The 19,427-nt window shown below is 56.8% G+C and carries 17 protein-coding genes and 4 tRNA genes; 6 read left to right on the forward strand and 15 right to left on the reverse strand.

Features of this window, described 5'->3' with window-relative positions:
- Window positions 1–57: 57 nt before the first annotated feature.
- From yigB to lptM, 5 genes are read right to left on the reverse strand one after another with little or no spacing between them, the layout of a single operon-like run.
- Window positions 58–774 (reverse strand): 5-amino-6-(5-phospho-D-ribitylamino)uracil phosphatase YigB, encoded by a 717-nt coding sequence (yigB, locus tag ACMGGQ_RS20100; RefSeq protein ID WP_045909227.1) that lies wholly within the window; start codon window positions 772–774, stop codon window positions 58–60.
- Window positions 774–1,676, reverse strand: a complete 903-nt coding sequence (gene xerC / locus ACMGGQ_RS20105) for a tyrosine recombinase XerC (protein WP_024907983.1) — start codon at window positions 1,674–1,676, stop codon at window positions 774–776. The genes yigB and xerC overlap by 1 nt, the downstream gene beginning before the upstream one ends.
- Window positions 1,673–2,380, reverse strand: a complete 708-nt coding sequence (locus ACMGGQ_RS20110) for a DUF484 domain-containing protein (protein ID WP_032646075.1) — start codon at window positions 2,378–2,380, stop codon at window positions 1,673–1,675. The genes xerC and ACMGGQ_RS20110 overlap by 4 nt, the downstream gene beginning before the upstream one ends.
- Window positions 2,377–3,201 carry a diaminopimelate epimerase gene (gene dapF, locus ACMGGQ_RS20115; RefSeq protein WP_008501545.1) on the reverse strand — a complete coding sequence of 275 codons (825 nt, stop codon included), beginning with the start codon at window positions 3,199–3,201 and terminating at the stop codon, window positions 2,377–2,379. The genes ACMGGQ_RS20110 and dapF overlap by 4 nt, the downstream gene beginning before the upstream one ends.
- Window positions 3,202–3,236: 35 nt before the next feature.
- Window positions 3,237–3,440, reverse strand: a complete 204-nt coding sequence (lptM, locus tag ACMGGQ_RS20120) for an LPS translocon maturation chaperone LptM (RefSeq protein ID WP_032646076.1) — start codon at window positions 3,438–3,440, stop codon at window positions 3,237–3,239.
- A 135-nt stretch (window positions 3,441–3,575) separates the two neighbouring features.
- Here lptM and cyaY point away from each other — a divergent pair, with 135 nt between their 5' ends.
- Complete coding sequence (gene cyaY / locus ACMGGQ_RS20125) at window positions 3,576–3,896, forward strand: iron donor protein CyaY (protein ID WP_045909228.1); 321 nt, start codon at window positions 3,576–3,578, stop codon at window positions 3,894–3,896.
- A gap of 89 nt (window positions 3,897–3,985) precedes the next feature.
- On the opposite strand, the gene cyaA is transcribed toward cyaY, so the two are convergent.
- A complete protein-coding gene (gene cyaA / locus ACMGGQ_RS20130; protein WP_420290428.1) occupies window positions 3,986–6,529 on the reverse strand; it encodes a class I adenylate cyclase in 2,544 nt (847 codons plus the stop codon).
- 349 nt (window positions 6,530–6,878) lie between these two features.
- Between cyaA and hemC the strand changes: the two genes are divergently transcribed.
- The 5 genes from hemC (at window position 6,879) to ACMGGQ_RS20155 (ending at window position 12,359) form a co-directional block, all read left to right on the forward strand.
- A complete protein-coding gene (gene hemC, locus ACMGGQ_RS20135; protein ID WP_420290429.1) occupies window positions 6,879–7,820 on the forward strand; it encodes a hydroxymethylbilane synthase in 942 nt (313 codons plus the stop codon).
- Window positions 7,817–8,557: a uroporphyrinogen-III synthase gene (gene hemD / locus ACMGGQ_RS20140; RefSeq protein ID WP_048226899.1), complete on the forward strand. Its 741-nt coding sequence runs from the start codon at window positions 7,817–7,819 to the stop codon at window positions 8,555–8,557. The genes hemC and hemD overlap by 4 nt, the downstream gene beginning before the upstream one ends.
- 20 nt (window positions 8,558–8,577) lie before the next feature.
- Window positions 8,578–9,774 (forward strand): uroporphyrinogen-III C-methyltransferase, encoded by a 1,197-nt coding sequence (hemX, locus tag ACMGGQ_RS20145; RefSeq protein ID WP_420290430.1) that lies wholly within the window; start codon window positions 8,578–8,580, stop codon window positions 9,772–9,774.
- A 2-nt stretch (window positions 9,775–9,776) separates the two neighbouring features.
- Complete coding sequence (gene hemY / locus ACMGGQ_RS20150; protein WP_008501551.1) at window positions 9,777–10,976, forward strand: protoheme IX biogenesis protein HemY; 1,200 nt, start codon at window positions 9,777–9,779, stop codon at window positions 10,974–10,976.
- Window positions 10,977–11,147: 171 nt separating this feature from the next.
- Complete coding sequence (locus ACMGGQ_RS20155) at window positions 11,148–12,359, forward strand: MFS transporter (protein ID WP_420290431.1); 1,212 nt, start codon at window positions 11,148–11,150, stop codon at window positions 12,357–12,359.
- Between the two features lie 505 nt (window positions 12,360–12,864).
- Here ACMGGQ_RS20155 and ACMGGQ_RS20160 read toward each other — a convergent pair.
- The 9 genes from ACMGGQ_RS20160 to wzxE form a co-directional block, all read right to left on the reverse strand.
- Window positions 12,865–12,941 (reverse strand) — tRNA-Pro (locus ACMGGQ_RS20160).
- A 46-nt stretch (window positions 12,942–12,987) separates the two neighbouring features.
- Window positions 12,988–13,072 (reverse strand) — tRNA-Leu (locus ACMGGQ_RS20165).
- Between the two features lie 21 nt (window positions 13,073–13,093).
- A tRNA-His gene (locus ACMGGQ_RS20170) sits at window positions 13,094–13,169 on the reverse strand.
- Window positions 13,170–13,236: 67 nt separating this feature from the next.
- Window positions 13,237–13,313: transfer RNA gene (locus ACMGGQ_RS20175), tRNA-Arg, on the reverse strand.
- 102 nt (window positions 13,314–13,415) lie between these two features.
- Window positions 13,416–14,801, reverse strand: coding sequence for a bifunctional threonine/serine APC transporter ThrP (gene thrP, locus ACMGGQ_RS20180; RefSeq protein WP_045909233.1), 1,386 nt, complete (start codon window positions 14,799–14,801; stop codon window positions 13,416–13,418).
- A 197-nt stretch (window positions 14,802–14,998) separates the two neighbouring features.
- Complete coding sequence (gene wecG, locus ACMGGQ_RS20185) at window positions 14,999–15,739, reverse strand: lipopolysaccharide N-acetylmannosaminouronosyltransferase (protein WP_048226905.1); 741 nt, start codon at window positions 15,737–15,739, stop codon at window positions 14,999–15,001.
- A gap of 12 nt (window positions 15,740–15,751) precedes the next feature.
- Window positions 15,752–17,104: an ECA oligosaccharide polymerase gene (wzyE, locus tag ACMGGQ_RS20190; RefSeq protein ID WP_420290432.1), complete on the reverse strand. Its 1,353-nt coding sequence runs from the start codon at window positions 17,102–17,104 to the stop codon at window positions 15,752–15,754.
- Window positions 17,101–18,180 (reverse strand): TDP-N-acetylfucosamine:lipid II N-acetylfucosaminyltransferase, encoded by a 1,080-nt coding sequence (locus ACMGGQ_RS20195; protein WP_262779252.1) that lies wholly within the window; start codon window positions 18,178–18,180, stop codon window positions 17,101–17,103. The genes wzyE and ACMGGQ_RS20195 overlap by 4 nt, the downstream gene beginning before the upstream one ends.
- Window positions 18,177–19,427 carry a lipid III flippase WzxE gene (wzxE, locus tag ACMGGQ_RS20200; protein ID WP_223539683.1) on the reverse strand — a complete coding sequence of 417 codons (1,251 nt, stop codon included), beginning with the start codon at window positions 19,425–19,427 and terminating at the stop codon, window positions 18,177–18,179. The genes ACMGGQ_RS20195 and wzxE overlap by 4 nt, the downstream gene beginning before the upstream one ends.

A 19,427-nucleotide genomic window follows, 5' to 3' on the forward strand; every position in this document is an offset into this window, starting at 1 on the left:
CGGGCAGGCGAAGCGCATTCGCCAAAACCCTGTTAATTTATACAGAACAATTGATGATTATATCAGCGTCGTGAGGGATGCCAACCGCGAAATTTCCACGTGCGGCAGAAGACGGCTATCGGAGGCGATCATCAGGTCAGCGTTTTCCGGCTTGATCCAGCAGGCCTGCATGCCGCAGCGGATAGCGCCCGCCACGTCTGTGGTCAGGTCATCCCCCACGTGCAGGATCTCACCCAGCGGCAGGTTAAGCTTATCTGCCGCCAGATGGTACATGTCACTGAACGGCTTCGCGCGCCCGTGAGGACCCGCACGCAGCACGAATTCAAAGTAATCGCTCAGGCCAAACAGCTCCGGCTGGGCATTGCCGTTGGTGATGGCCACCAGCGGCCACTTTTCGGCAAGCTTCGCCAGCGTGTCGTGGGTTTCCTGCGGCACGTCGATACGGCTGCGCCATTTGGCGAAGTTTTCCATGGCCGCTTCCGCGCCAATGGCGGCATCCTGCGCGCTCAGGCCCACATTCAGCATCGCCTGCTCAACCGCGCGACGACGCCATTCGGTCACGTCGTGGTAAATGTCCGGCTCGGTCTCCCGCAGGGACTGGCGCAGCTTCTGGAAATCCTTGTTCTGTATCGCCTTCAGCGCGGGATGGTAGTTCTGCACAAACGCCAGGGACTCCTGCTCGGTACGCAGGATCACCTCGCGGTTGTCATAAAGAGTGTCATCAAGGTCAAACGTCAGGGCTGAGATCTGACCGAGTGGGCGGTAAAAACGCATTATTTCCCCCGTTTGGCGCGTGGATGCGCCGCGTCATACACCGAGGCAAGGTGTTGGAAGTCTAAGTGGGTATAAATTTGTGTTGTCGACAGGTTCGCATGGCCGAGCAATTCCTGCACGCCGCGCAGATCGCCGCTCGACTCAAGCATATGTGTTGCAAAGGAGTGGCGCAGCTTGTGCGGATGCACGTGGCTGTTTAGACCCTGCTTAATGCCCCACTCCGCAAAGCGCTTCTGCACGTTACGCGCCGAGATCCGCTTGCCGAGTTTCGACAGGAACAGCGCATCTTCGTCGGAGCCAAACAGCCCGCGCAGGTCAAGCCAGTGCTCAATCCAGGAGACCGCATTGCGGCCAATCGGCAGGCGGCGCTCTTTGCTGCCCTTACCCATTACCCACACTTCACCCGATTCCAGATCGAGATGCTTGAGATCAAGGTTGACGAGTTCAGACAGACGCAGCCCGGCACCGTACATCACCTCCAGCATCGCGCGGTCGCGCACGGCCAGCGGATCGTTCAGATCGATATCCAGCAGGCGGTTTACGTCGTCAACGTCAATATTTTTAGGCAGATGGCGCGGTGCCTTCGGCGTGGCGATCCCTTTTGCCGGGTTGGCTTTTAAGCCCCCCTGGCTGACCAGCCAGTCGAAGAAGCTGCGCAGCGCTGAGAGCCTGAGCGCCAGGCTCGCCGGGCTGAGGTTTTTTTTACGGCTACGCACAACAAACCCGCGTACCGTCGCAGCATCACATTGTTGCCAGCTTTTCAGGCCGATTTCGTCGGCGATCTGCATGATGGCATCAAGCTGACGCTGATAGTTAAGCAGCGTAATGGGGCTAAGTTGACGTTCCACGCCGAGATAGCGCAGAAAGCGCGAGACGTCAGTGGCGAGCAGTCCGTCCGTCATACGCGCTCAATCCAGCGCTCCAGCAGCTCAGGCAGCATCAGGGCGATCTCCTGCAGCAGGTGCGTGGCTTGCCCCTGCTCATAGTGATGCGCGTCGCGGCTGGTAAATAAGATGACGCCCAGATCGCCATCGCGCCCCATCAGCGACATCGCCACCGAGCCAATCGCTTTGGCCTCCGGCAACACCACCAGCAGCTCAGGTCCATTAAGCGGCCCCAGATAGTGGTGTTCATGGCCCAGACGCTGTATGCGCAGCGGTTCAAACGCCTGACGGCTCAGTGCCAGATGGGTAAATCCCGACGGCGCGCCGATGCGCCAGCGGTCAGGGAAAAGACGAATCGTTGCGCCCGCCAGCCCCAGCTCGCGCGCCCAGCGGTGGAAGCGGCTGAGGAACTCGTCAAGGCTGTGCGCCGACGCCAGACGCGCCTGCAGATGCAGCAGACGATAGAACAGGCTTTCGTTGGTGCTGGCCTGCTCCATCAGCAGCGTCATGTTCTCTTCGAGCTGGTTGATGTGGTTGCGCGCGCGCGCCATGTGCCATTCCACCAGCGACACGGTCCCGCGAACCGGATGCGGCACGCGCATCTCTTCGACGACGCGTGCATTGCGAATAAAAAACTCAGGATTGCGCAGCAGATAATCAACAACAGCCCTGTCGTCCAGTTCCGTCACTGTTTCCTGCAGTTCTTCCCCTGGTTGTTTCATAGATGGATAAACCCGTCATAGACATGTGCCGCCGGGCCAGTCATATACAGTGGATGACCCGGTCCTTTCCAGGCGATATCAAGCCGACCGCCCGGTAATTCCACGCGAACCTCTTCTGCCAGTAGCCCCTGGGAGATGCCCACGGCCACTGCCGCACAGGCTCCGCTTCCGCAGGCCTGAGTCTCGCCCGCGCCGCGCTCATAAACCCGCAGACGAATGTGCTCGCGCTTCACCACCTGCATAAAACCGATGTTCGCGCGCTCCGGGAAACGTTCGTGGCTTTCCAGCACCGGGCCGAGCGTTTCGACCGCCGCGGTTTCCACATCATCAACCTGAATTACGCAGTGTGGGTTACCCATTGAGACGACGCCGCACAATACTGTCTGCTCGGCCGCCCGCATAATATAGGTCTTTTCCGCTTTGTTTGCGCGAAACGGCACGACGGAGGGCTCGAAGTTAGGTTCGCCCATGTTCACGCGCACCAGCTCATCATCGGTGACGCTGAGCACCATGCGACCATTCGCCGTGCTGACGCGAATATCACGCTTGTTGGTCAGCCCTTTCAGGCGCACAAAGCGGGCGAAACAGCGCGCGCCGTTGCCGCACTGGTTAACTTCGCTGCCGTCCGCATTAAAAATACGGTAGTGGAAATCGAGGTCGGGATCGTACGGCGGCTCAACCACCAGCAGCTGATCGAACCCCACGCCCAGATGCCGATCCGCCAGACGACGGATCAGTTCCGGGGAGAAAAACACATTCTGCGTTACCGCGTCGACGACCATAAAATCGTTGCCAAGGCCATGCATTTTAGAGAACTGCATCATTTGCTCCATTGCGCGGGTACAGAACGTTGTCGTCAGAGATTAACCTGAGTCGGGCCGCCGTTGTCGCCACGGTCGTTAGTGTTTGGCGTGGAAGACTCAATGCCGCTGTTAACCGGTTTCGTCGGCGGCGGTGCGGTTTTATCCGCAGGCGGAAAGTACAGTGGTCCCTTCAGTCCGCAGCCAGTCAGGCTAAACAGCGTGATGAGAACGGCAAGCGTTCGGAAAGCGTTTTTCATTATAAAGTTGCCCGTAAGTTCAAATCTGTTTCTATCATCGCAGGAGAAGACACAAAAGCAAGAGTTTGCCGCTTTCCTGCAACGGGAATTATTTAGGGTTATACTGCCGGCATCACGAAAAACAGGAACAAAACCATGAACGACAGTGAATTCCATCGCCTTGCCGACAACCTGTGGATGACCATTGAAGAACGTATTGACGACTGGGACGGCGACAGCGATATCGATTGTGAAATCAACGGCGGTATTCTGACCCTGAGCTTCGAAAATGGCAGCAAAATTATTATTAACCGCCAGGAGCCGCTTCACCAGGTCTGGCTGGCCGCTAAACAGGGCGGCTATCATTTCGATCTGAAAGACGGGGAATGGGTTTGCGACCGCAGCGGCGTGCCGTTCTGGGATCTGCTGGAACAGGCCGCGACTGCACAGGCGGGTGAGGCGGTGAGTTTCAGGTAGTTTTGTCGCCCGGTGGCGGCTACGCCTTACCGGGCCTACAACGGCTCGAACGGTAGGCCGGGTAAGTATTAGCCACCCGGCGAAAAGGCTCAGGAGAAATACTGCTGCAACAGCGGCGCGGTGTCCTGATTGGCAGGCCCGGCAGGCGTGACGGCCTGGGTGCGGAACGGAATCACCTGCGTACGACCGTCGACGTTCACAATCTGGTAGAACTGCGGCAGGTTAAAGTTGATAAAGCTTGAGCCGTAGGTAAAGCGGTCATGCGAAGAGGAGTAGAAGCGGCTGACGTCGCGCACCAGCTCCTCTTTACTGCCTTCACAGTGGTGATACACCTCGGCGCGGTTGGTCTCATCCAGAATGTAGATGTTAAACCCGGCGTTATCACCCGACTCTTCAAAGAAGAACTGAATAATCCCTTCACTGGCAAAGCCGTCCACCACCTGCGGAAGCTTAACGTGGTTGGTTTCCACCTGCACCGACAGGCCATGCAGCTTGTTATGCGAAATCGCGCCGTAGAATTCGATGGCGTTTTCCAGCTTCTGTACCGACACGTTGAGGCGTTCAAAGAACAGGCCCCAGGTCTGACCGGAGACGCGCAGCGCCTTAAAGCGCCCGGTTTCCTGACGGGTACTGGAGAGACGCAGTTCGATACATTCCGAGACCAGCTGCTGCACGCGGGTACGAATCAATCCACGCAGGTGCTGGCTGTAGCAGAACACTTCCACGCTGTCCGGCGGCGCGGCATCCTGGTGCATCTTGCCGAGAATGGTTTTCAGCGCCTCGATCATCGCCTGCTCGCCGTTGAAGTGCAGGGTACGCACTTCGTTCCACGAGTTGCGGTAGAGCAGGTCCACGCTGCCGACCAGGCAGTTTTGCTGCTCGCCAAAGCTAAAGACGTCCAGCTTGCGGAAGTCAAAATGGACCACCTGATTGCGGAAGGCCGCCGTCGGGTCATATTCCAGGTTGACGATGATCGCCAGATGGCGAATCTCGCACGGGCTGTAGAGCGCTTTTGGCGTCGGCGCAGGCAGACGCAGCGGGAAGTGGTGCGACACATCCGCGACCATCTCCTGCAGTTTAGCGAGATCGACCACCTCGTTGCCTTTGATAAACAGGCGCGTGCGCGAGGTCAGCAGGCCGTTAAACCAGGCCCAGGCCACCAGCTTGTTCAGATAGCGGTTATATTCCAGCGGCTGATGGCTGATGATGGAATCCATGCTTGGCGCACGGTTATACAGATACCACCCGGTGCGGTTCGCGCGGCCCGGCGGCACGTAGATAAAGGTCAGGTTCGGTTCTGACAGGTCAGGCGAAATCTGCGGGTTAACCAGCGTGACTTTACCCGGCAGCGCTTCAAACGCGGCGTACAGCTTACGGGTCAACACCCCGATGTCCTGCGGACTGGCGGAAACGCTGAGGTTGTTACGGCGCGCAAAGCGGATCAGGTTACGGTAGCTTTGCATCATCGCATCGAGCAGTTCGTTGTGCGCTTCACGCACCTGATCGATTTTCCAGTTGGCCCGGTTGTCGAGCATGGACAGACGCGCTTCGTCCCATCCCCACTCTTTGACTAACTGACTGACCACTTCACGACGCCAGCCCACGCAGGCGCGCTCGCGGCTCAACTTCTCACAGACTTTGAGATAGAAACATCGACGCACCAGGTCAAGACGCGTGGTGTCATCAATGGCTTTCAGATATTCGGTCACGCGTTCCAGCATCATGCAGTAGGCGTCGAGCCCGAAGGAGACAATTTCCCCGTCGTGCAGGCGCTGCTTGATGTCTTTCGCCAGCAGGCGCGGCGTCGGGTATTCCCAGGAATAGGCTTCAAGCAGCAGCGTTTTGAGCACCGCTTTGTACGGCGAGTCGATACTCTTATAGAGCTGCCAGAGGCTTGCGCCGAAGTACTCTTCCGCAGACAGAGAGCTGAGACCGCCGAGGTCCAGCCATTCGTTTGGCGTCAGTACGCCCTGCGCATAAAGCGACATGACGTAATCGTCGTAATGCTCTTCCTCTTCACACGGGACCATATTCCACAGAATACGCTTCCCGGCCAGACGCACAGCAGTACGGTAGAATTCATCCAGCAACAGGATGTGCTGGGTCGAGCCGCAGTCCTCACCACCCAGACTGCCGCTTTCGTTATGGCGGAAACGGTTTTCATCAATCAGGAAGAAGCTCACTTCCACACCGAGCGATGCCGCCCAGCTCTCCAGCAGGCTGCATTTACGCTGCAGCAGCTGACGCTCTTCGTTATCGAGCCAGGACTGATGGCAGACCCAGATGTCCAGGTCCGAAGAACAGCTTTGCCCTACCGATGAGGTGCTCCCCATTGAGTAAACACCGGTAATCGGCAGTTCACCTTTTGGGGACTCCTGCGGCGGCATGCCACGGTAGAGTTCCAGCTCGTTCAAATAATGCTGTTGGGTTTCATCAGGCGTGAAAAGGCAAATGCCCTGGGGAACGTTACCATCAAGGTAGCCAGGCATCAGCGGGTGGTGATAGTGCAATAATGTCGGCAGCAGACTGTATACCTGCTGGAAAGCAGGGCCCATAGCAGCAAGCGCGCGATCCACACGCAGTTGATTTATGGCATCCAGTCTCTGTTTCAGAGTCTCAATATAGAGGTACAAGACGTATCGCCTGATGTTTCCGGGTGTCGCAGCTATTCAAAACACGAGTAACAGCGGACCCGCAGTATTTCAAAAAGATAACCGTTACCCTTTTTCGCCCTTATCATTTTTGGTGGTACCGACGAAAAAATGGTCTAAAACGTGATCAATTTAACACCTTGCCGATTGACCGTAAAGAAAGATGCGCTACATACAAGTGTAGCACCGTTCTGTACGTGTAAATTCCTGAATACGGCTATGGCTGACGAATACGCCGCCTTGTCCCTCTCACGCTTCATCAACCGTAAAACTGCCATCCCAGAGTCAACAATGTTAGGATGGTTAGCGATTGATAATGACGGTAACAAGCATGTTAGACAATGTTTTGAGAATTGCCACACGCCAAAGCCCTCTCGCGCTCTGGCAGGCACATTATGTGAAGCAGCGCCTGGAAGCCTGCCACAGCGGATTGCGCGTCGAGCTGGTGCCGATGGTCACGCGCGGTGACGTGATCCTCGATACGCCGCTGGCGAAAGTGGGCGGCAAAGGCCTGTTCGTCAAAGAACTGGAACTGGCATTGCTTGAGAACCGCGCCGATATCGCCGTACATTCGATGAAAGACGTGCCCGTCGAGTTCCCGGAGGGGCTGGGGCTGGTGACCATCTGCGAGCGCGAAGATCCGCGCGATGCGTTTGTCTCTAACCGCTATGACTCGCTCGACGCGCTGCCAGCGGGTAGCGTGGTTGGCACGTCCAGTTTACGCCGTCAGTGTCAGCTGGCGGAGCGTCGTCCCGATCTGATCATTCGCTCGCTGCGCGGTAACGTCGGCACGCGTCTGGGCAAGCTGGATAACGGAGATTACGATGCCATTATTCTCGCCGTTGCCGGCCTGAAGCGTCTGGGGCTGGAGGAACGTATTCGCGTGGCGCTGCCGCCAGAGCTGTCGCTGCCGGCTGTTGGTCAGGGTGCTGTCGGCATCGAGTGCCGTCTGGACGATGCACGTACCCGCGCGCTGCTTGCTCCACTGAATCATGACGAAACCGCTACCCGCGTAAAAGCGGAGCGGGCGATGAATACCCGCCTCGAAGGCGGGTGCCAGGTTCCGATTGGCAGCTATGCTGAATTGACGAATGGCGAACTGTGGCTGCGCGCGCTGGTAGGCGCCCCGGACGGTTCGCAGATGGTGCGCGGCGAACGTCGCGGAAAAGCGCAAGATGCCGAGCAGCTTGGCGTATCGCTGGCGGAAGAATTGCTGGATAAAGGCGCCCGCGAGATTCTGGCTGACGTTTACAATGGAGAACCCCCTGCATGAGTATTCTCGTCACCCGCCCTTCTCCCGCAGGAGAGCAGTTAGTGAGCCGTCTGCGCACACTGGGGCAGGTGGCCTGGAGTTTTCCGCTCATTGAATTCTCCCCCGGTCGCGAGCTCTCTGCGCTCGCCGACCAGATGAATACTCTTCAGGACGGTGACCTGCTGTTTGCGCTGTCGCAGCATGCCGTGGAATTTGCCCACGCACAGTTGCAGCAGCAGGGACAGGCCTGGCCAACCGCCCCCCGCTATTTCGCGATCGGCCGTACAACGGCACTGGCACTGCATACCGTAAGCAGCGCGGACGTTCGTTACCCGTTAGATCGGGAAATCAGTGAAGTCTTGCTACAATTACCTGAATTACAAACCGTTGCCGGCAAGCGTGCGCTCATTTTGCGCGGCAATGGGGGTCGCGAGCTGCTGGGCGAAACGCTGCGTGAACGTGGTGCGAACGTGACGTTCGTTGAGTGCTATCAGCGCTGTGCAAAACACTACGATGGTGCGGAAGAGGCGATGCGCTGGCACGCGCGAGGCATCAATACGCTGGTGGTCACCAGCGGTGAAATGTTACAACAGCTTTGGACGCTGATACCGCTTTGGTATCGCGAAAACTGGTTACTCCGCTGTCGGCTTCTGGTCGTCAGTGAGCGTCTGGCGAACCAGGCCCGGGAACTGGGCTGGCAGGATATTCGGATCGCTGATAACGCCGACAACGATGCGCTGCTGCGCGCATTACAATAACTCTCAAATGGGAAGCCATAATGACGGAACACGACAAATCCTCCGCCGTGGTTGAAGAGACCAGGGAGACTGTGGAGACGACGCCACAGCCAGAGACGACTGAGAAAACCGCTGAGAAGAAAAACAGCAGCAACAAAACAAGCCTCACGCTGAGCGCAATTGCCATCGCCATTGCGCTGGCAGCGGGGGTTGGCCTGTACGGGCTGGTGAAGCAACAGAGCGCTAACCAGACGTCTACCAGCGACGCGCTGGTGACTCAGCTCACGGCCCTGCAAAAAGAGCAGGAGACGCAGAAAACCGAGCTGGAAGCCGTGATTAAGCAGCAGGCCGCGGCGCTCGCCGAAGCGAACAGCAAACAGGAAGAGTTGACCAAACAGCTGGGTGAAGTACAGCAGAAAGTCGCCACCATTTCCGGTACCGATGCCAAAACCTGGCTGCTCTCGCAGGCTGACTTCCTGGTGAAGCTCGCCGGACGTAAGCTCTGGAGCGATCAGGACGTCACCACCGCTGCCGCGCTGCTGAAAAGCGCTGATGCAAGCCTGGCGGACATGAACGACCCAAGCCTTATTACCGCCCGTCGCGCGATTACCGAAGACATCGCCAGCCTCTCCGCCGTCTCGCAGGTGGATTACGACGGCATTATCCTTAAAGTGAATCAGCTGTCGAATCAGATTGATAACCTGCAGCTGGCGGATAATAACGACGACGACTCCCCGATGGATTCCGACGGTACCGAGCTTTCAAGCTCCCTGAGCGAATGGCGCATTAACCTGCAAAAAAGCTGGCAGAACTTTATGGACAGCTTTATCACTGTCCGCCGTCGTGACGAAACTGCCGTACCGCTGCTCGCACCGAACCAGGACATCTATCTGCGCGAGAACATTCGTTCCCGCCTGCTGGTCGCTGCCCAGGCCGTGCCGCGTCATCAGGAAGAGACCTACAAACAGGCGCTGGATAACGTCTCAACGTGGGTACGCGCCTACTACAACACCGATGATGCGACGACCACCGCCTTCCTCGAAGACATTGATAAGCTAAGCCAGCAGAACATCACCATGAACGTGCCGGATAAGCTGGCCAGCCAGCCGATTCTGGAGAAACTGATGCAGACGCGCGTACGTAACCTGCTGGCACAGCCGGGCGTACCGGCAGAGCAGACGAGCGGAGCAGCACCTGCTCCGGCTCCTGCGCCTGAAAGCGCACCGCAGGGAGAGTAATGATGCTAAAAGTCCTCTTACTCTTCATCCTGCTGATCGCCGGGATCGTCCTGGGGCCTATGCTTGCGGGTCATCAGGGTTACGTCCTGATCCAGACCGATAACTACAACATTGAAACCAGCGTAACGGGTCTGACGATCATTCTGATCCTCGGCGTGGTGGTGCTGTTTGCGATCGAGTGGATCCTGCGCCGTATTTTCCGTACCGGCGCCCATACCCGCGGCTGGTTCGTTGGCCGTAAGCGCCGCCGCGCCCGTAAACAGACCGAGCAGGCGCTGCTTAAGCTCGCAGAGGGTGACTATCAGCAGGTTGAAAAGCTGATGTCGAAAAACGCCGACCACGCCGAACAGCCGGTGGTGAACTATCTGCTGGCGGCCGAAGCAGCGCAGCAGCGCGGTGACGAAGCCCGCGCTAATCAGCACCTGGAGCGAGCGGCTGAGCTGGCTCACGGCGACCCGATTCCAGTGGAAATCACGCGCGTTCGTCTGCAGCTGGCACGCAATGAGAATCACGCGGCTCGCCACGGTATCGACCGTCTGCTGGAAGTCGCGCCGCGTCATCCGGAAGTGCTGCGTCTTGCCGAGCAGGCCTATATTCGTACCGGCGCCTGGGGCTCACTGCTGGACATCATTCCATCGATGGCGAAGGCCGAGGTGGGCGACGATGAACATCGTGACGAGCTTCAGCGTCTGGCGTGGATTGGCCTGATGGATCAGGCGCGCGCTGACCTGGGCAGCGACGGTCTGAAAACCTGGTGGAAGAATCAGAGCCGTAAAACGCGCCAGCAGGTTCCTCTGCAGGTGGCGATGGCGGAACATCTCATCGAGTGTGACGATCACGACACGGCTCAGGAGATCCTCCTCGACGGTCTGAAGCGCCAGTACGACGATCGCCTGGTGATGGTGATCCCGCGCCTGAAAACCAACAATCCTGAGCAAATCGAAAAAGTGCTGCGTCAGCAGATTAAAACCGTTGGCGATCGCCCGCTGCTGTGGAGTACGCTCGGCCAGTCGTTGATGAAGCACGGCGAATGGCAGGAGGCGAGCCTCGCCTTCCGCGCCGCGCTCAAGCAGCGTCCGGATGCCTTCGACTACGCATGGCTTGCCGATACGCTGGACAAGCAGCATAAGCCGGAAGAGGCGGCCGCCATGCGCCGTGATGGGCTATTACTGACGCTGCAAAATAACGGTACGCAGCAGTAATTCATCAGGAGGCCAGATGGCCTCCTTTTTTTATCGCTTTTCTCCTGCTACATTCTTTACACCCGCATCTGCAAACGAACCCGCCAATGTAACGATGTCTTTTCATTAACTTTTTTCACACACGCGCACTTGCTGCGGCGTGGACTAAATCGTTTTTGAAAGGAAATCGTCATGAACTCGCTTTTATATGCGCTTATTGAAGCGCTGCGCTGCCACAGCTGGCTGCGCCTGCTTGCCTGTGCTTTTATCTTTTCTTCGCTGGGGAATGGCTTAACCCAGGTTGTGGTCTTCGGCTTGCTGTTAGCGTGGTCAGCTCCGCCCGCTCTGCTCACCCTTGCTTTTCTTTTCGCGACGGTACCGGGATTTATCGGCAGTACGATCGGCGAAAAGCTATGCTCACGCTGGTCTCCGATATCCCTGCTGATACTGACCGAAGGGCTGGGCCTGCTCGCCCTGCTCTTTCCCCTGCTTGGTGTGGGTTATCACAGCGTTGCCGCGTTACTCGCCGTACAATCCACCGAGGCGCTGCTCAGCGGGATGAGCTGGCCCGCGCTGACGTTGCTCTTTAAGCGCGGACTTAGCGAAGCAGAGCTGCCTGCTGCGACCTGTCTGGAAAATGTGATTTTTGCTTCGCAGGTATTGTTAGGGACTGGCCTGGGCGTGGTGCTGTTCCAGAAGACGTCCGTGTTTACCCTGCTGGCCATTGATGCCGCCAGCTTTCTCGGGTCACTGCTCATGCTATGGCTGGCTGGACGCCGGTTTTCTGCGCCATCACTCCCGTCCTCCGGGGAAGAGGAAGCCCCTGCGGCATTACGCTGGCGGACGTTGACCGTTCGGCAGAAACGCAGTCTGCTCATGCTGCCAGCGCTGGCGGCCGTCGGCTCGCCGGCCATGGCACTGCTTCCGGCACTGGCACAGCAAATCCATCCTCAGGATGCGGCGGGCCTTGCTCTGCCGCTGCTTTTCGCAAGAAGCATGGGTCAGCTTTGCGGTCCCATGCTGCTAAAAAAAGAGAGCCTGACGCGTTTTGCCGCTCACACGCCGCGCATCATCGTTTGTCTCGGCATCTTTCTGGCCGCTTATGGAACGCTACCGTTGTTGTCCGGATGGATGGCATGTGCACTGGGGGCGATTTTTATCGCACATCTGGCCTCGAATATTCTCTTTGCAGCCGGGACGTTTGGGGTACTCAGTAGTTTTCATCTCACGCAAACCGCTTCAGCCAGTGGGAAAGCCTGGCGCTGGCAAACGCTCAGCGCCTCTCTTTTCACCGGCATCGCTGCGGCAGTGGCTGCCGGGTTTGGCTCAGTAGCGGCACTCTATGCCGTCTCGTCAGCGGCCCTGGTGCTGGTTGCCCTGATCGTGCGCCGGTATCGGGAATAAGGCATAAAAAAACGCCTGCTATAAAAGCAGGCGTTAAAACAGGTCTGTAAGACAACATATTTGGTGCTTCACTCAACGTTATGTCCATGGTGTCTGATGAGGCCGAAGCGACATCTGTCAGTGGACGATAAGCACCGTAAATGGCTCTGCGTCATTCCGGAGTTTATGAGGCACGAAGGCGAACATAAGAGATGGAATGAGCATCTACACGCATATTATTGCACGTAACGTGCCAGGTTCGCACCCAAAACGTTTACATGACGCAACATTTTAAGATAAAAGGAAATTATGCTGTTAAGCGCCGTCTTAAGCCCCACAATGTATCGGTAAGGACAGAATTCTGTCGCCAGGAGGAGACAGCAAAATGGAAGTATGAATAATTGTTTTATTTTCAATGGATTGTATGTCGCTGAATCGCGACAATGAAACCGGACGCTGTCGGGGAATCACTACAGGGATGAAAATGGCAGAAAACAAAAAACCCCGCCGAAGCGGGGTTCAAAATTGGTCGGCGAGAGAGGATTCGAACCTCCGACCCACTGGTCCCAAACCAGTTGCGCTACCAAGCTGCGCTACTCGCCGATGTACTGCTTTTTTGAATTTTTAGTTCAATTCATTTAAAAAGTCGTGGTGCGAGGGGGGGACTCGAACCCCCACATCCTAAGGACACTAACACCTGAAGCTAGCGCGTCTACCAATTCCGCCACCTTCGCAATTCACAACTCTTTCAATAATGGGGTGGCTAATGGGATTCGAACCCACGACAACTGGAATCACAATCCAGGGCTCTACCAACTGAGCTATAGCCACCACTGTATTCTTTCACGCGGTACTGACTACTTCTCAGACCACCGCAGCTCTAGCGCCGGGACTAAAATGGCGCGCCCGACAGGATTCGAACCTGAGACCTCTGCCTCCGGAGGGCAGCGCTCTATCCAGCTGAGCTACGGGCGCTTAGCGCCGTTGCGGGGCTGGATATTACGTACCTCCGTCCCCGCTGTCTAGTGCTTTTTTGAAAAAAATGCGCGTTTGGTTATGGTTTGCACATTTTGCCGCTTATTCCTCCACTTTCTGCGTGGTGGCACGGCGACCCAGGCCAAAAAGCTTATAGGCAGCCGTCACGGCGGCCAGGAAGATCACCCCGACAAACAGCGACATGCGGGTATCTTCATTAAAGTACATTCCGATTAATACGCAAATCAGGAACGCCATCGTCAAATAGTTCGCATAGGGGAACAGAATTGAACGGAACGGATGGCTTTCAATCGCCTTTTTATGCGCATGACGGAAACGCAGCTGGCTGATGAGGATAACAAACCACGGCACCATGCCCGGAAGGACGCTGGCGCTGTAGACGTAAACGAACACCCGCTGCGGATTAGGAATGATGTAATTCAGGCAAGATCCAATCAGCAGGATTGCAATGGAGACCGCCACGCCCGCCACCGGCACCCCGGCACGTGAAACTTTACTCATTGCCGCAGGCAGCTGGTTATTCTTCGAGAGCGCATAGAGCATACGCCCACAGCTGTACATCCCACTGTTACAGCCTGACAACGCGGCCGTCAGGACCACAAAGTTGATGATGCCCGCTGCCGCCGTGATACCAATTTTGGCGAAGGTTAAAACAAACGGGCTGCCCGTCGAGCCTATTTCGTTCCACGGGAAGATGGTCACGATAACGAAGATGGCGCCCACATAGAAAATCAGGATGCGCCACAGCACTTTGCCCACCGCGCTACGCAGCGTGACCTGTGGATTTTTCGCTTCACCGGCGGTAATACCGATCAGCTCTACGCCCTGGTACGACGCTACAACGATACACAGCGCCGTCAGGAAGCCCTTCCAGCCGCCGGCAAAGAAGCCGCCGTTTTCGGTCAGGTTACCAAAGCCGATAGCATGTCCACCGTTGCCAAAGCCGAAGAAAATCACGCCCAGGCCGACGACAATCATCACGATGATGGTGGTGACTTTGATCATCGCAAACCAGAACTCGATCTCACCGTAAAGACGCACGGCGGCCAGGTTTGCCAGCGCCACCAGCCCCACGGCAATGAGCGCGGGTATCCACTGAGCCATATCCGGGAACCAGAACTGGACGTAGACCCCTATCGCGGTGATTTCTGAGATGCCCACCGCCATCCACATAAACCAGTATGACCAGGCCGTCAGGTAGCCGAAGAACGGGCTCATATAACGATGCGCGTAAACGGCGAAAGAGCCGGTTACCGGCTCCAGGAAGAGCATTTCGCCCATGGAACGCATGATGAAGAAAACAAACAGCCCGGCGATAATGTACGCCAGTAATACGGAAGGGCCTGCCCACTTGAGCGTGCTTGCGGAGCCCATAAACAGGCCCACGCCGATAGTGCCGCCCAGCGCTATCAGTTCAATATGACGAGCTTCCAGCCCACGCTGCAGCTCCGGTTTTTTCTCTGCCATAGATCCTCGATTGTGTTTGCTGTTTCCCGGCTTAAGACCGGGTATTGTTTTTTAGGGGGACTAAAATACGGAGCGAATGGTTTCTTAAAATCTGCCAAATGGCAAACGATGCATTAAAAAAATGAATGCATTGCACAGATTATCAGCAGTTTTGCAGGCGAGTTGCAGCGCGAATAGCATATCGCGCTACATTTTGATTACATTTTTCCGGTGTAATGCCAGACGAGGTAGCGAAGCAGACGGATCTGTCGTTTAATGCGTGTCGGTTGCGATAGCAGACGATACAACCACTCCAGCCCAAGATATTGCCAGACTGTTGGCGCACGCTTAACGTGGCCGGTAAAGACGTCGTACGTGCCGCCGACGCCCATGTAGAGGGCATCCGGGCAGACCAGGCGGCAGTCACGCATCAGAATCTCCTGGCGCGGGGACCCCATCGCCACGGTGACAATCTTTGCCCCGCTGTCACGAACGCGCTCAAACAGCGTCTGCCGATCTTCCGGTTTGAAGTAACCATCCTGGCTGCCGACAATATTAACATTCCATTGACGACGCAGTTTCTCCTCCGTCTGGGCCAGTATCTCCGGCTTTCCGCCAATCAGGAACACGGGCGTACCCTGCGCGCCTGCGCGGGCCATAAGCTGCTCCCAGAGATCGGCCCCCGCGACGCGGGAAACATTAGCGTCAGGATACTTTTTACGGATAGAGCGGACCACGCTGATCCCGTCCGCGTATTTAAATTCGGCCGCTTCAATCAGGCTTTTGACTTCCGCGTTATCCTCAACCGCCAGCATTTTTTCCGCGTTGATGGCCACCAGCGTACCGGATTTCATCTGGCCGTCGGCGAACAGAAAGTCCAGCGCGTGCTGCATGTCGCGCCAGCCAATAAGCTGCAGGCCACGTAGCGCATAGCGCGGTGCAGAAATTCTATCAGTCATTACTATCCTTACTCAGACTTGCGACAGCGTTGTGCTGCCCTGCCGCTCGCGCTTGTGCACAAGCCCGGCGCTGTCAAACAGCCAGTACAACAGTTTGGCCAGTAACAGGCAGACGCCGAAAACAACCATGAAGAACACTACGCGCGAAACGAACGAGTCCAGCCCTTCGCGCGCCAGAACGATCATATTGAAAATGGCACCAAAGCAGAAACTGTGCAAAATGGCCGCTTTATAGCGGTTGGTCTCTTCGTTGCCACGCACGTAAAGCCAGTCGAACCACTTGATAATCAGCCCCACGGCAACCGCCCCGGGCAGAATGAACCACGCCCCGCCCATCACCACCAGGGAACCGATCAGCGTGGGTGAAATTGCCAGACCGGAATGGTTGTTCAGCACTTCCCAGGTAAAATAGTTCGCGGTATTGAGCACCACACCAGGGCGGTCCGGCCATAGCCAGGAAGGGATAAAGACGTAGAAGTCGCGAACAATCGGCGCCAGCCCCTGGAAATCAATCTTGTCGTAGTTTTGCAGCAGTAATGCCAGGTTTTCCCACGGCGAGAACGTATCGCGCGTGAGGTAGAGGAACGTATAAAACGCCTCATCACCCGCCACGTTCATTCCGTACCGCTTCAGCGCCAGCCAGAACATCCCCACAATGCCAAACACGCCTGCCGCAACCAGCATCCACAGCGAGATCCAGCCGCGGATGATGCCGATAAACAGGAAGATGGCGAAGGCGATGATAATGTTCGCGCGCGTGCCGCCCACAATCATGTAGGTCAGGATGCCAAACGCGACGGTACTGACCAGGAAGAACAGCCACGCTTTGCTGTCCTGGCGCAGGAAGAAGATCACCAGCATCGCCGGGATGAAGAAGTAGAAGAAACGCTTAAGCGCCACGCCCGAAACCTCGGCCGAAAAAATCTGGCTGTAGGAGTGGAGCTTAAACAGCAGGAAGCCGTTATGCATGAAGAAGATGCCGACGCTGACCAGGGCGATGGTCATCAGCATCACCCATGTCAGGTGGGTTTCCATCCTATTCATGGTAAAGAGCGCCCGACGCGGGGCAGCTGTCTGCGCTGAACGCAGACGCGTTTTATAGGTGACGTAGTAGACCGCATAGAAGCAGGTCGCCGCCAGAAGCGCCTGGAGCAGAATGTCCGGTGGCGCGACGCTCACGTCAAAACGGAAGACCAGAATGCTGGTGAGCGGGAAGCCGAAAAAGAACGTCAGCAGGAACAGTAACGAGAAGAAGACGTTAAAGTTGAAGCGCACCCGGCGGAATTCAAACCAGGTGAGCGTGGCGATAAACAGGGCGCTCAGAAGCCAGACAACCAGTAAGCCGCTGAATTGCAACTGACTCATGCTTTGTCTCCTGAAGCGATACGCAGCGCGCGGTGCCACGGCGTGAGGTAATTCGGGCTGAAAAAATCGATGCTGTTTTTATCCACCAGCGTGAGCTGACGTTGAGCTTCACGTACCACCTCGACGTTCAGCGTGTCTGAGGTAAACAGCACCGGAATATGCTGCTCGGCCATGTCCTGCCAGAACGGGTTGTCGCGGTTGAGCACGCACGGTACCCCCGCCTGAATCAGCAGACACAGTGTGCCAATTCCCTGCTGTCGGGCAAAGATGAAATAGCCGAGATCGCATTTTCTCAGCAGTGCGAGATATTCCTCAAATTCCAGCTTATCGCTGAGGATGTGCAGATTTTCTGCGCTAAACAGCGCCAGTCCCTGCTGGCGAACCTCGTCAATGTAGGCGTTATTGTTGGCGGGATAGCCCATCGGCACCACCACGTTCACCGTGTCGCCAAACTGCTGATGCACCGCCCTGAGCGCCGCGACATGTTCGTTACTACGATCGCCGGAATTCCCCACCAGGATCGTCAGCTTGCCTTCACGCACCGCGTCATTGGCCATGGCGTTCAGCGCCGGATCCATGCGGGTGGGGAAATAAAGCAACTCGCCGCGCACGTTGGGGTGCTGTTTAGCAAAATAGTTGAGATCGCCGCGGGTAGCAAAAACGCAGCCCACGCGCCCCTGCGCCATACGGCGCAATGGATAGAAAAGACGGAATTTCCAGCCGCGGGAGACTTCATAAAGATCGGCTCCCCAGATATGCCAGCTGCACTGGGAGGGTTTAATCCCTCCGCTGAGAAGCGCCAGCCACAGGCCGGTGTTAAACTGCCCGTGGAAGAAGAATCGTTGCTCGCGGTCGGCTTTCGCCCTGGTAACGACCGCCTTTGCCAGCGTGGCCTTATCTGGCCAGAAGCGAATCGTCAGCGCCGGAAACGCCTCGCTCAGGCCCTTATCCTGACCTGCAACCATAAACTCACGCGCATCAGGATCCCCCGATGCCAGCTCGTCGTTGAAGAACCGCAAAACGGTCTGGTTATGGTGTGGGATATCCGATCCCAGGATGTGAATCAGTGCAGTCATGCGCGTTTACGCCACAATAAAAATACACCGCAACAGGCGGCGAAATAAACGATATAGGTTGCCATGTAGGCCTGAGCCGCCCCCAGCGCGCCGTGCGCGGGTATCAGCCAGTGCGAGAACGAGGTCAGTAATGCAAACTGGCTAATTTCCGCCAGGATATACAGCCGCAGGGAGGCTTTTGCTATCACCAGATAGCCGAAAACGTAAGCCCCCACTTTCAGTACATCACCCACCAGCTGCCAGGCAAAGAGATCGCGCATGGCGATGAATTTCGCCGAAAACAGCAGCCAGATGGCGACATCGCGCAATAGCCAGACGGTAAAGCTGGCAGCCGCAACCGCCGGCAATACAAAGCGCAGCGACCGGAAAATCTCACGCGTAATATCCTGTCTGGAGGTCAAACGCGATAAGGTTGGCAGCAAATAAACGCTAAAGGAAGCCGTAATAAACTGGAGATAGGCGTCGGAAATACTGCTTACGCCCTGCCAGATCCCCACTTCATCCCAGCTATAATGCGCCGCCAGCAGGTTACGCATCATCACGTAGGCCACCGGCAGCGTGACGGAGGTGATGAGCGCCATCAGGGTAAATTTACCCAGCTGGCTGGCAAGCAGCGTGTCCCATTGCGGCTTGAGGAAGCTCAGGGGGATGACGCCCCGACGCATCAGCATAAATGCCGCAGGCACAACCACCAGCGCCGGAACCAGCGCCAGCCCCAGCAGTGCGCCTTCGTAGCCCCCCAGGCGATAGCAGAAATAATAGGCAATCACGCCGATAACGCTGCCCAGGATTAACGCAATCGCGTTCCCGGCCGCATCACGAAACCCTTTCATCAGCGCCAGCAGCAGGTTAGCCCAGGCAATCCCCATCTGCACCAATGCGACCAGACGCACCAGCCCCTGATAGTGGGTGTGACCGAATAATCCCTGGCTGATGGGCGCCGCCGCCAGCAGAAAGATAATCGCCATCAGGGTCGAAAAACCCGTGACCATCGCCGAGGAGGTGCCCACGACCCTGCGAAGCTGGGCCGCATCATCATGATACTGCGCAACGTATTTGGTCACGCCGTTGAAGATACCGGCACCGGCCAGCACCCCAAGGACGGTGACAAGCTGGCGGAAATTACCCGCCAGCCCCACGCCAGAGGGGCCAAATGAGACAGCCAGCAGCTTGACGACCAGCAGCCCGGCGCCAATTTTTACAAGCGTGGACGCGGCGGTCCACACCGATGCTTTTGCCAGAGACAT

It is taken from the genome of Enterobacter sp. BNK-13, from assembly GCF_048685015.1.
Taxonomy (GTDB): domain Bacteria; phylum Pseudomonadota; class Gammaproteobacteria; order Enterobacterales; family Enterobacteriaceae; genus Enterobacter; species Enterobacter quasiroggenkampii.

What these genes read in the sequence shown, in the direction of transcription:
- ACMGGQ_RS20195 (WP_262779252.1), bottom strand. Translation starts at nt 18,180, where the DNA reads ATGACTGCACTGATTCACATCCTGGGATCGGATATCCCACACCATAAC.
- hemY (WP_008501551.1), top strand. Translation starts at nt 9,777, where the DNA reads ATGCTAAAAGTCCTCTTACTCTTCATCCTGCTGATCGCCGGGATCGTC.
- cyaY (WP_045909228.1), top strand. Translation starts at nt 3,576, where the DNA reads ATGAACGACAGTGAATTCCATCGCCTTGCCGACAACCTGTGGATGACC.
- yigB (WP_045909227.1), bottom strand. Translation starts at nt 774, where the DNA reads ATGCGTTTTTACCGCCCACTCGGTCAGATCTCAGCCCTGACGTTTGAC.
- hemD (WP_048226899.1), top strand. Translation starts at nt 7,817, where the DNA reads ATGAGTATTCTCGTCACCCGCCCTTCTCCCGCAGGAGAGCAGTTAGTG.
- ACMGGQ_RS20110 (WP_032646075.1), bottom strand. Translation starts at nt 2,380, where the DNA reads ATGAAACAACCAGGGGAAGAACTGCAGGAAACAGTGACGGAACTGGAC.
- xerC (WP_024907983.1), bottom strand. Translation starts at nt 1,676, where the DNA reads ATGACGGACGGACTGCTCGCCACTGACGTCTCGCGCTTTCTGCGCTAT.
- wzxE (WP_223539683.1), bottom strand. Translation starts at nt 19,427, where the DNA reads ATGTCTCTGGCAAAAGCATCGGTGTGGACCGCCGCGTCCACGCTTGTA.
- ACMGGQ_RS20155 (WP_420290431.1), top strand. Translation starts at nt 11,148, where the DNA reads ATGAACTCGCTTTTATATGCGCTTATTGAAGCGCTGCGCTGCCACAGC.
- wecG (WP_048226905.1), bottom strand. Translation starts at nt 15,739, where the DNA reads ATGACTGATAGAATTTCTGCACCGCGCTATGCGCTACGTGGCCTGCAG.
- lptM (WP_032646076.1), bottom strand. Translation starts at nt 3,440, where the DNA reads ATGAAAAACGCTTTCCGAACGCTTGCCGTTCTCATCACGCTGTTTAGC.
- hemC (WP_420290429.1), top strand. Translation starts at nt 6,879, where the DNA reads ATGTTAGACAATGTTTTGAGAATTGCCACACGCCAAAGCCCTCTCGCG.
- wzyE (WP_420290432.1), bottom strand. Translation starts at nt 17,104, where the DNA reads ATGAGTCAGTTGCAATTCAGCGGCTTACTGGTTGTCTGGCTTCTGAGC.
- dapF (WP_008501545.1), bottom strand. Translation starts at nt 3,201, where the DNA reads ATGCAGTTCTCTAAAATGCATGGCCTTGGCAACGATTTTATGGTCGTC.
- thrP (WP_045909233.1), bottom strand. Translation starts at nt 14,801, where the DNA reads ATGGCAGAGAAAAAACCGGAGCTGCAGCGTGGGCTGGAAGCTCGTCAT.
- hemX (WP_420290430.1), top strand. Translation starts at nt 8,578, where the DNA reads ATGACGGAACACGACAAATCCTCCGCCGTGGTTGAAGAGACCAGGGAG.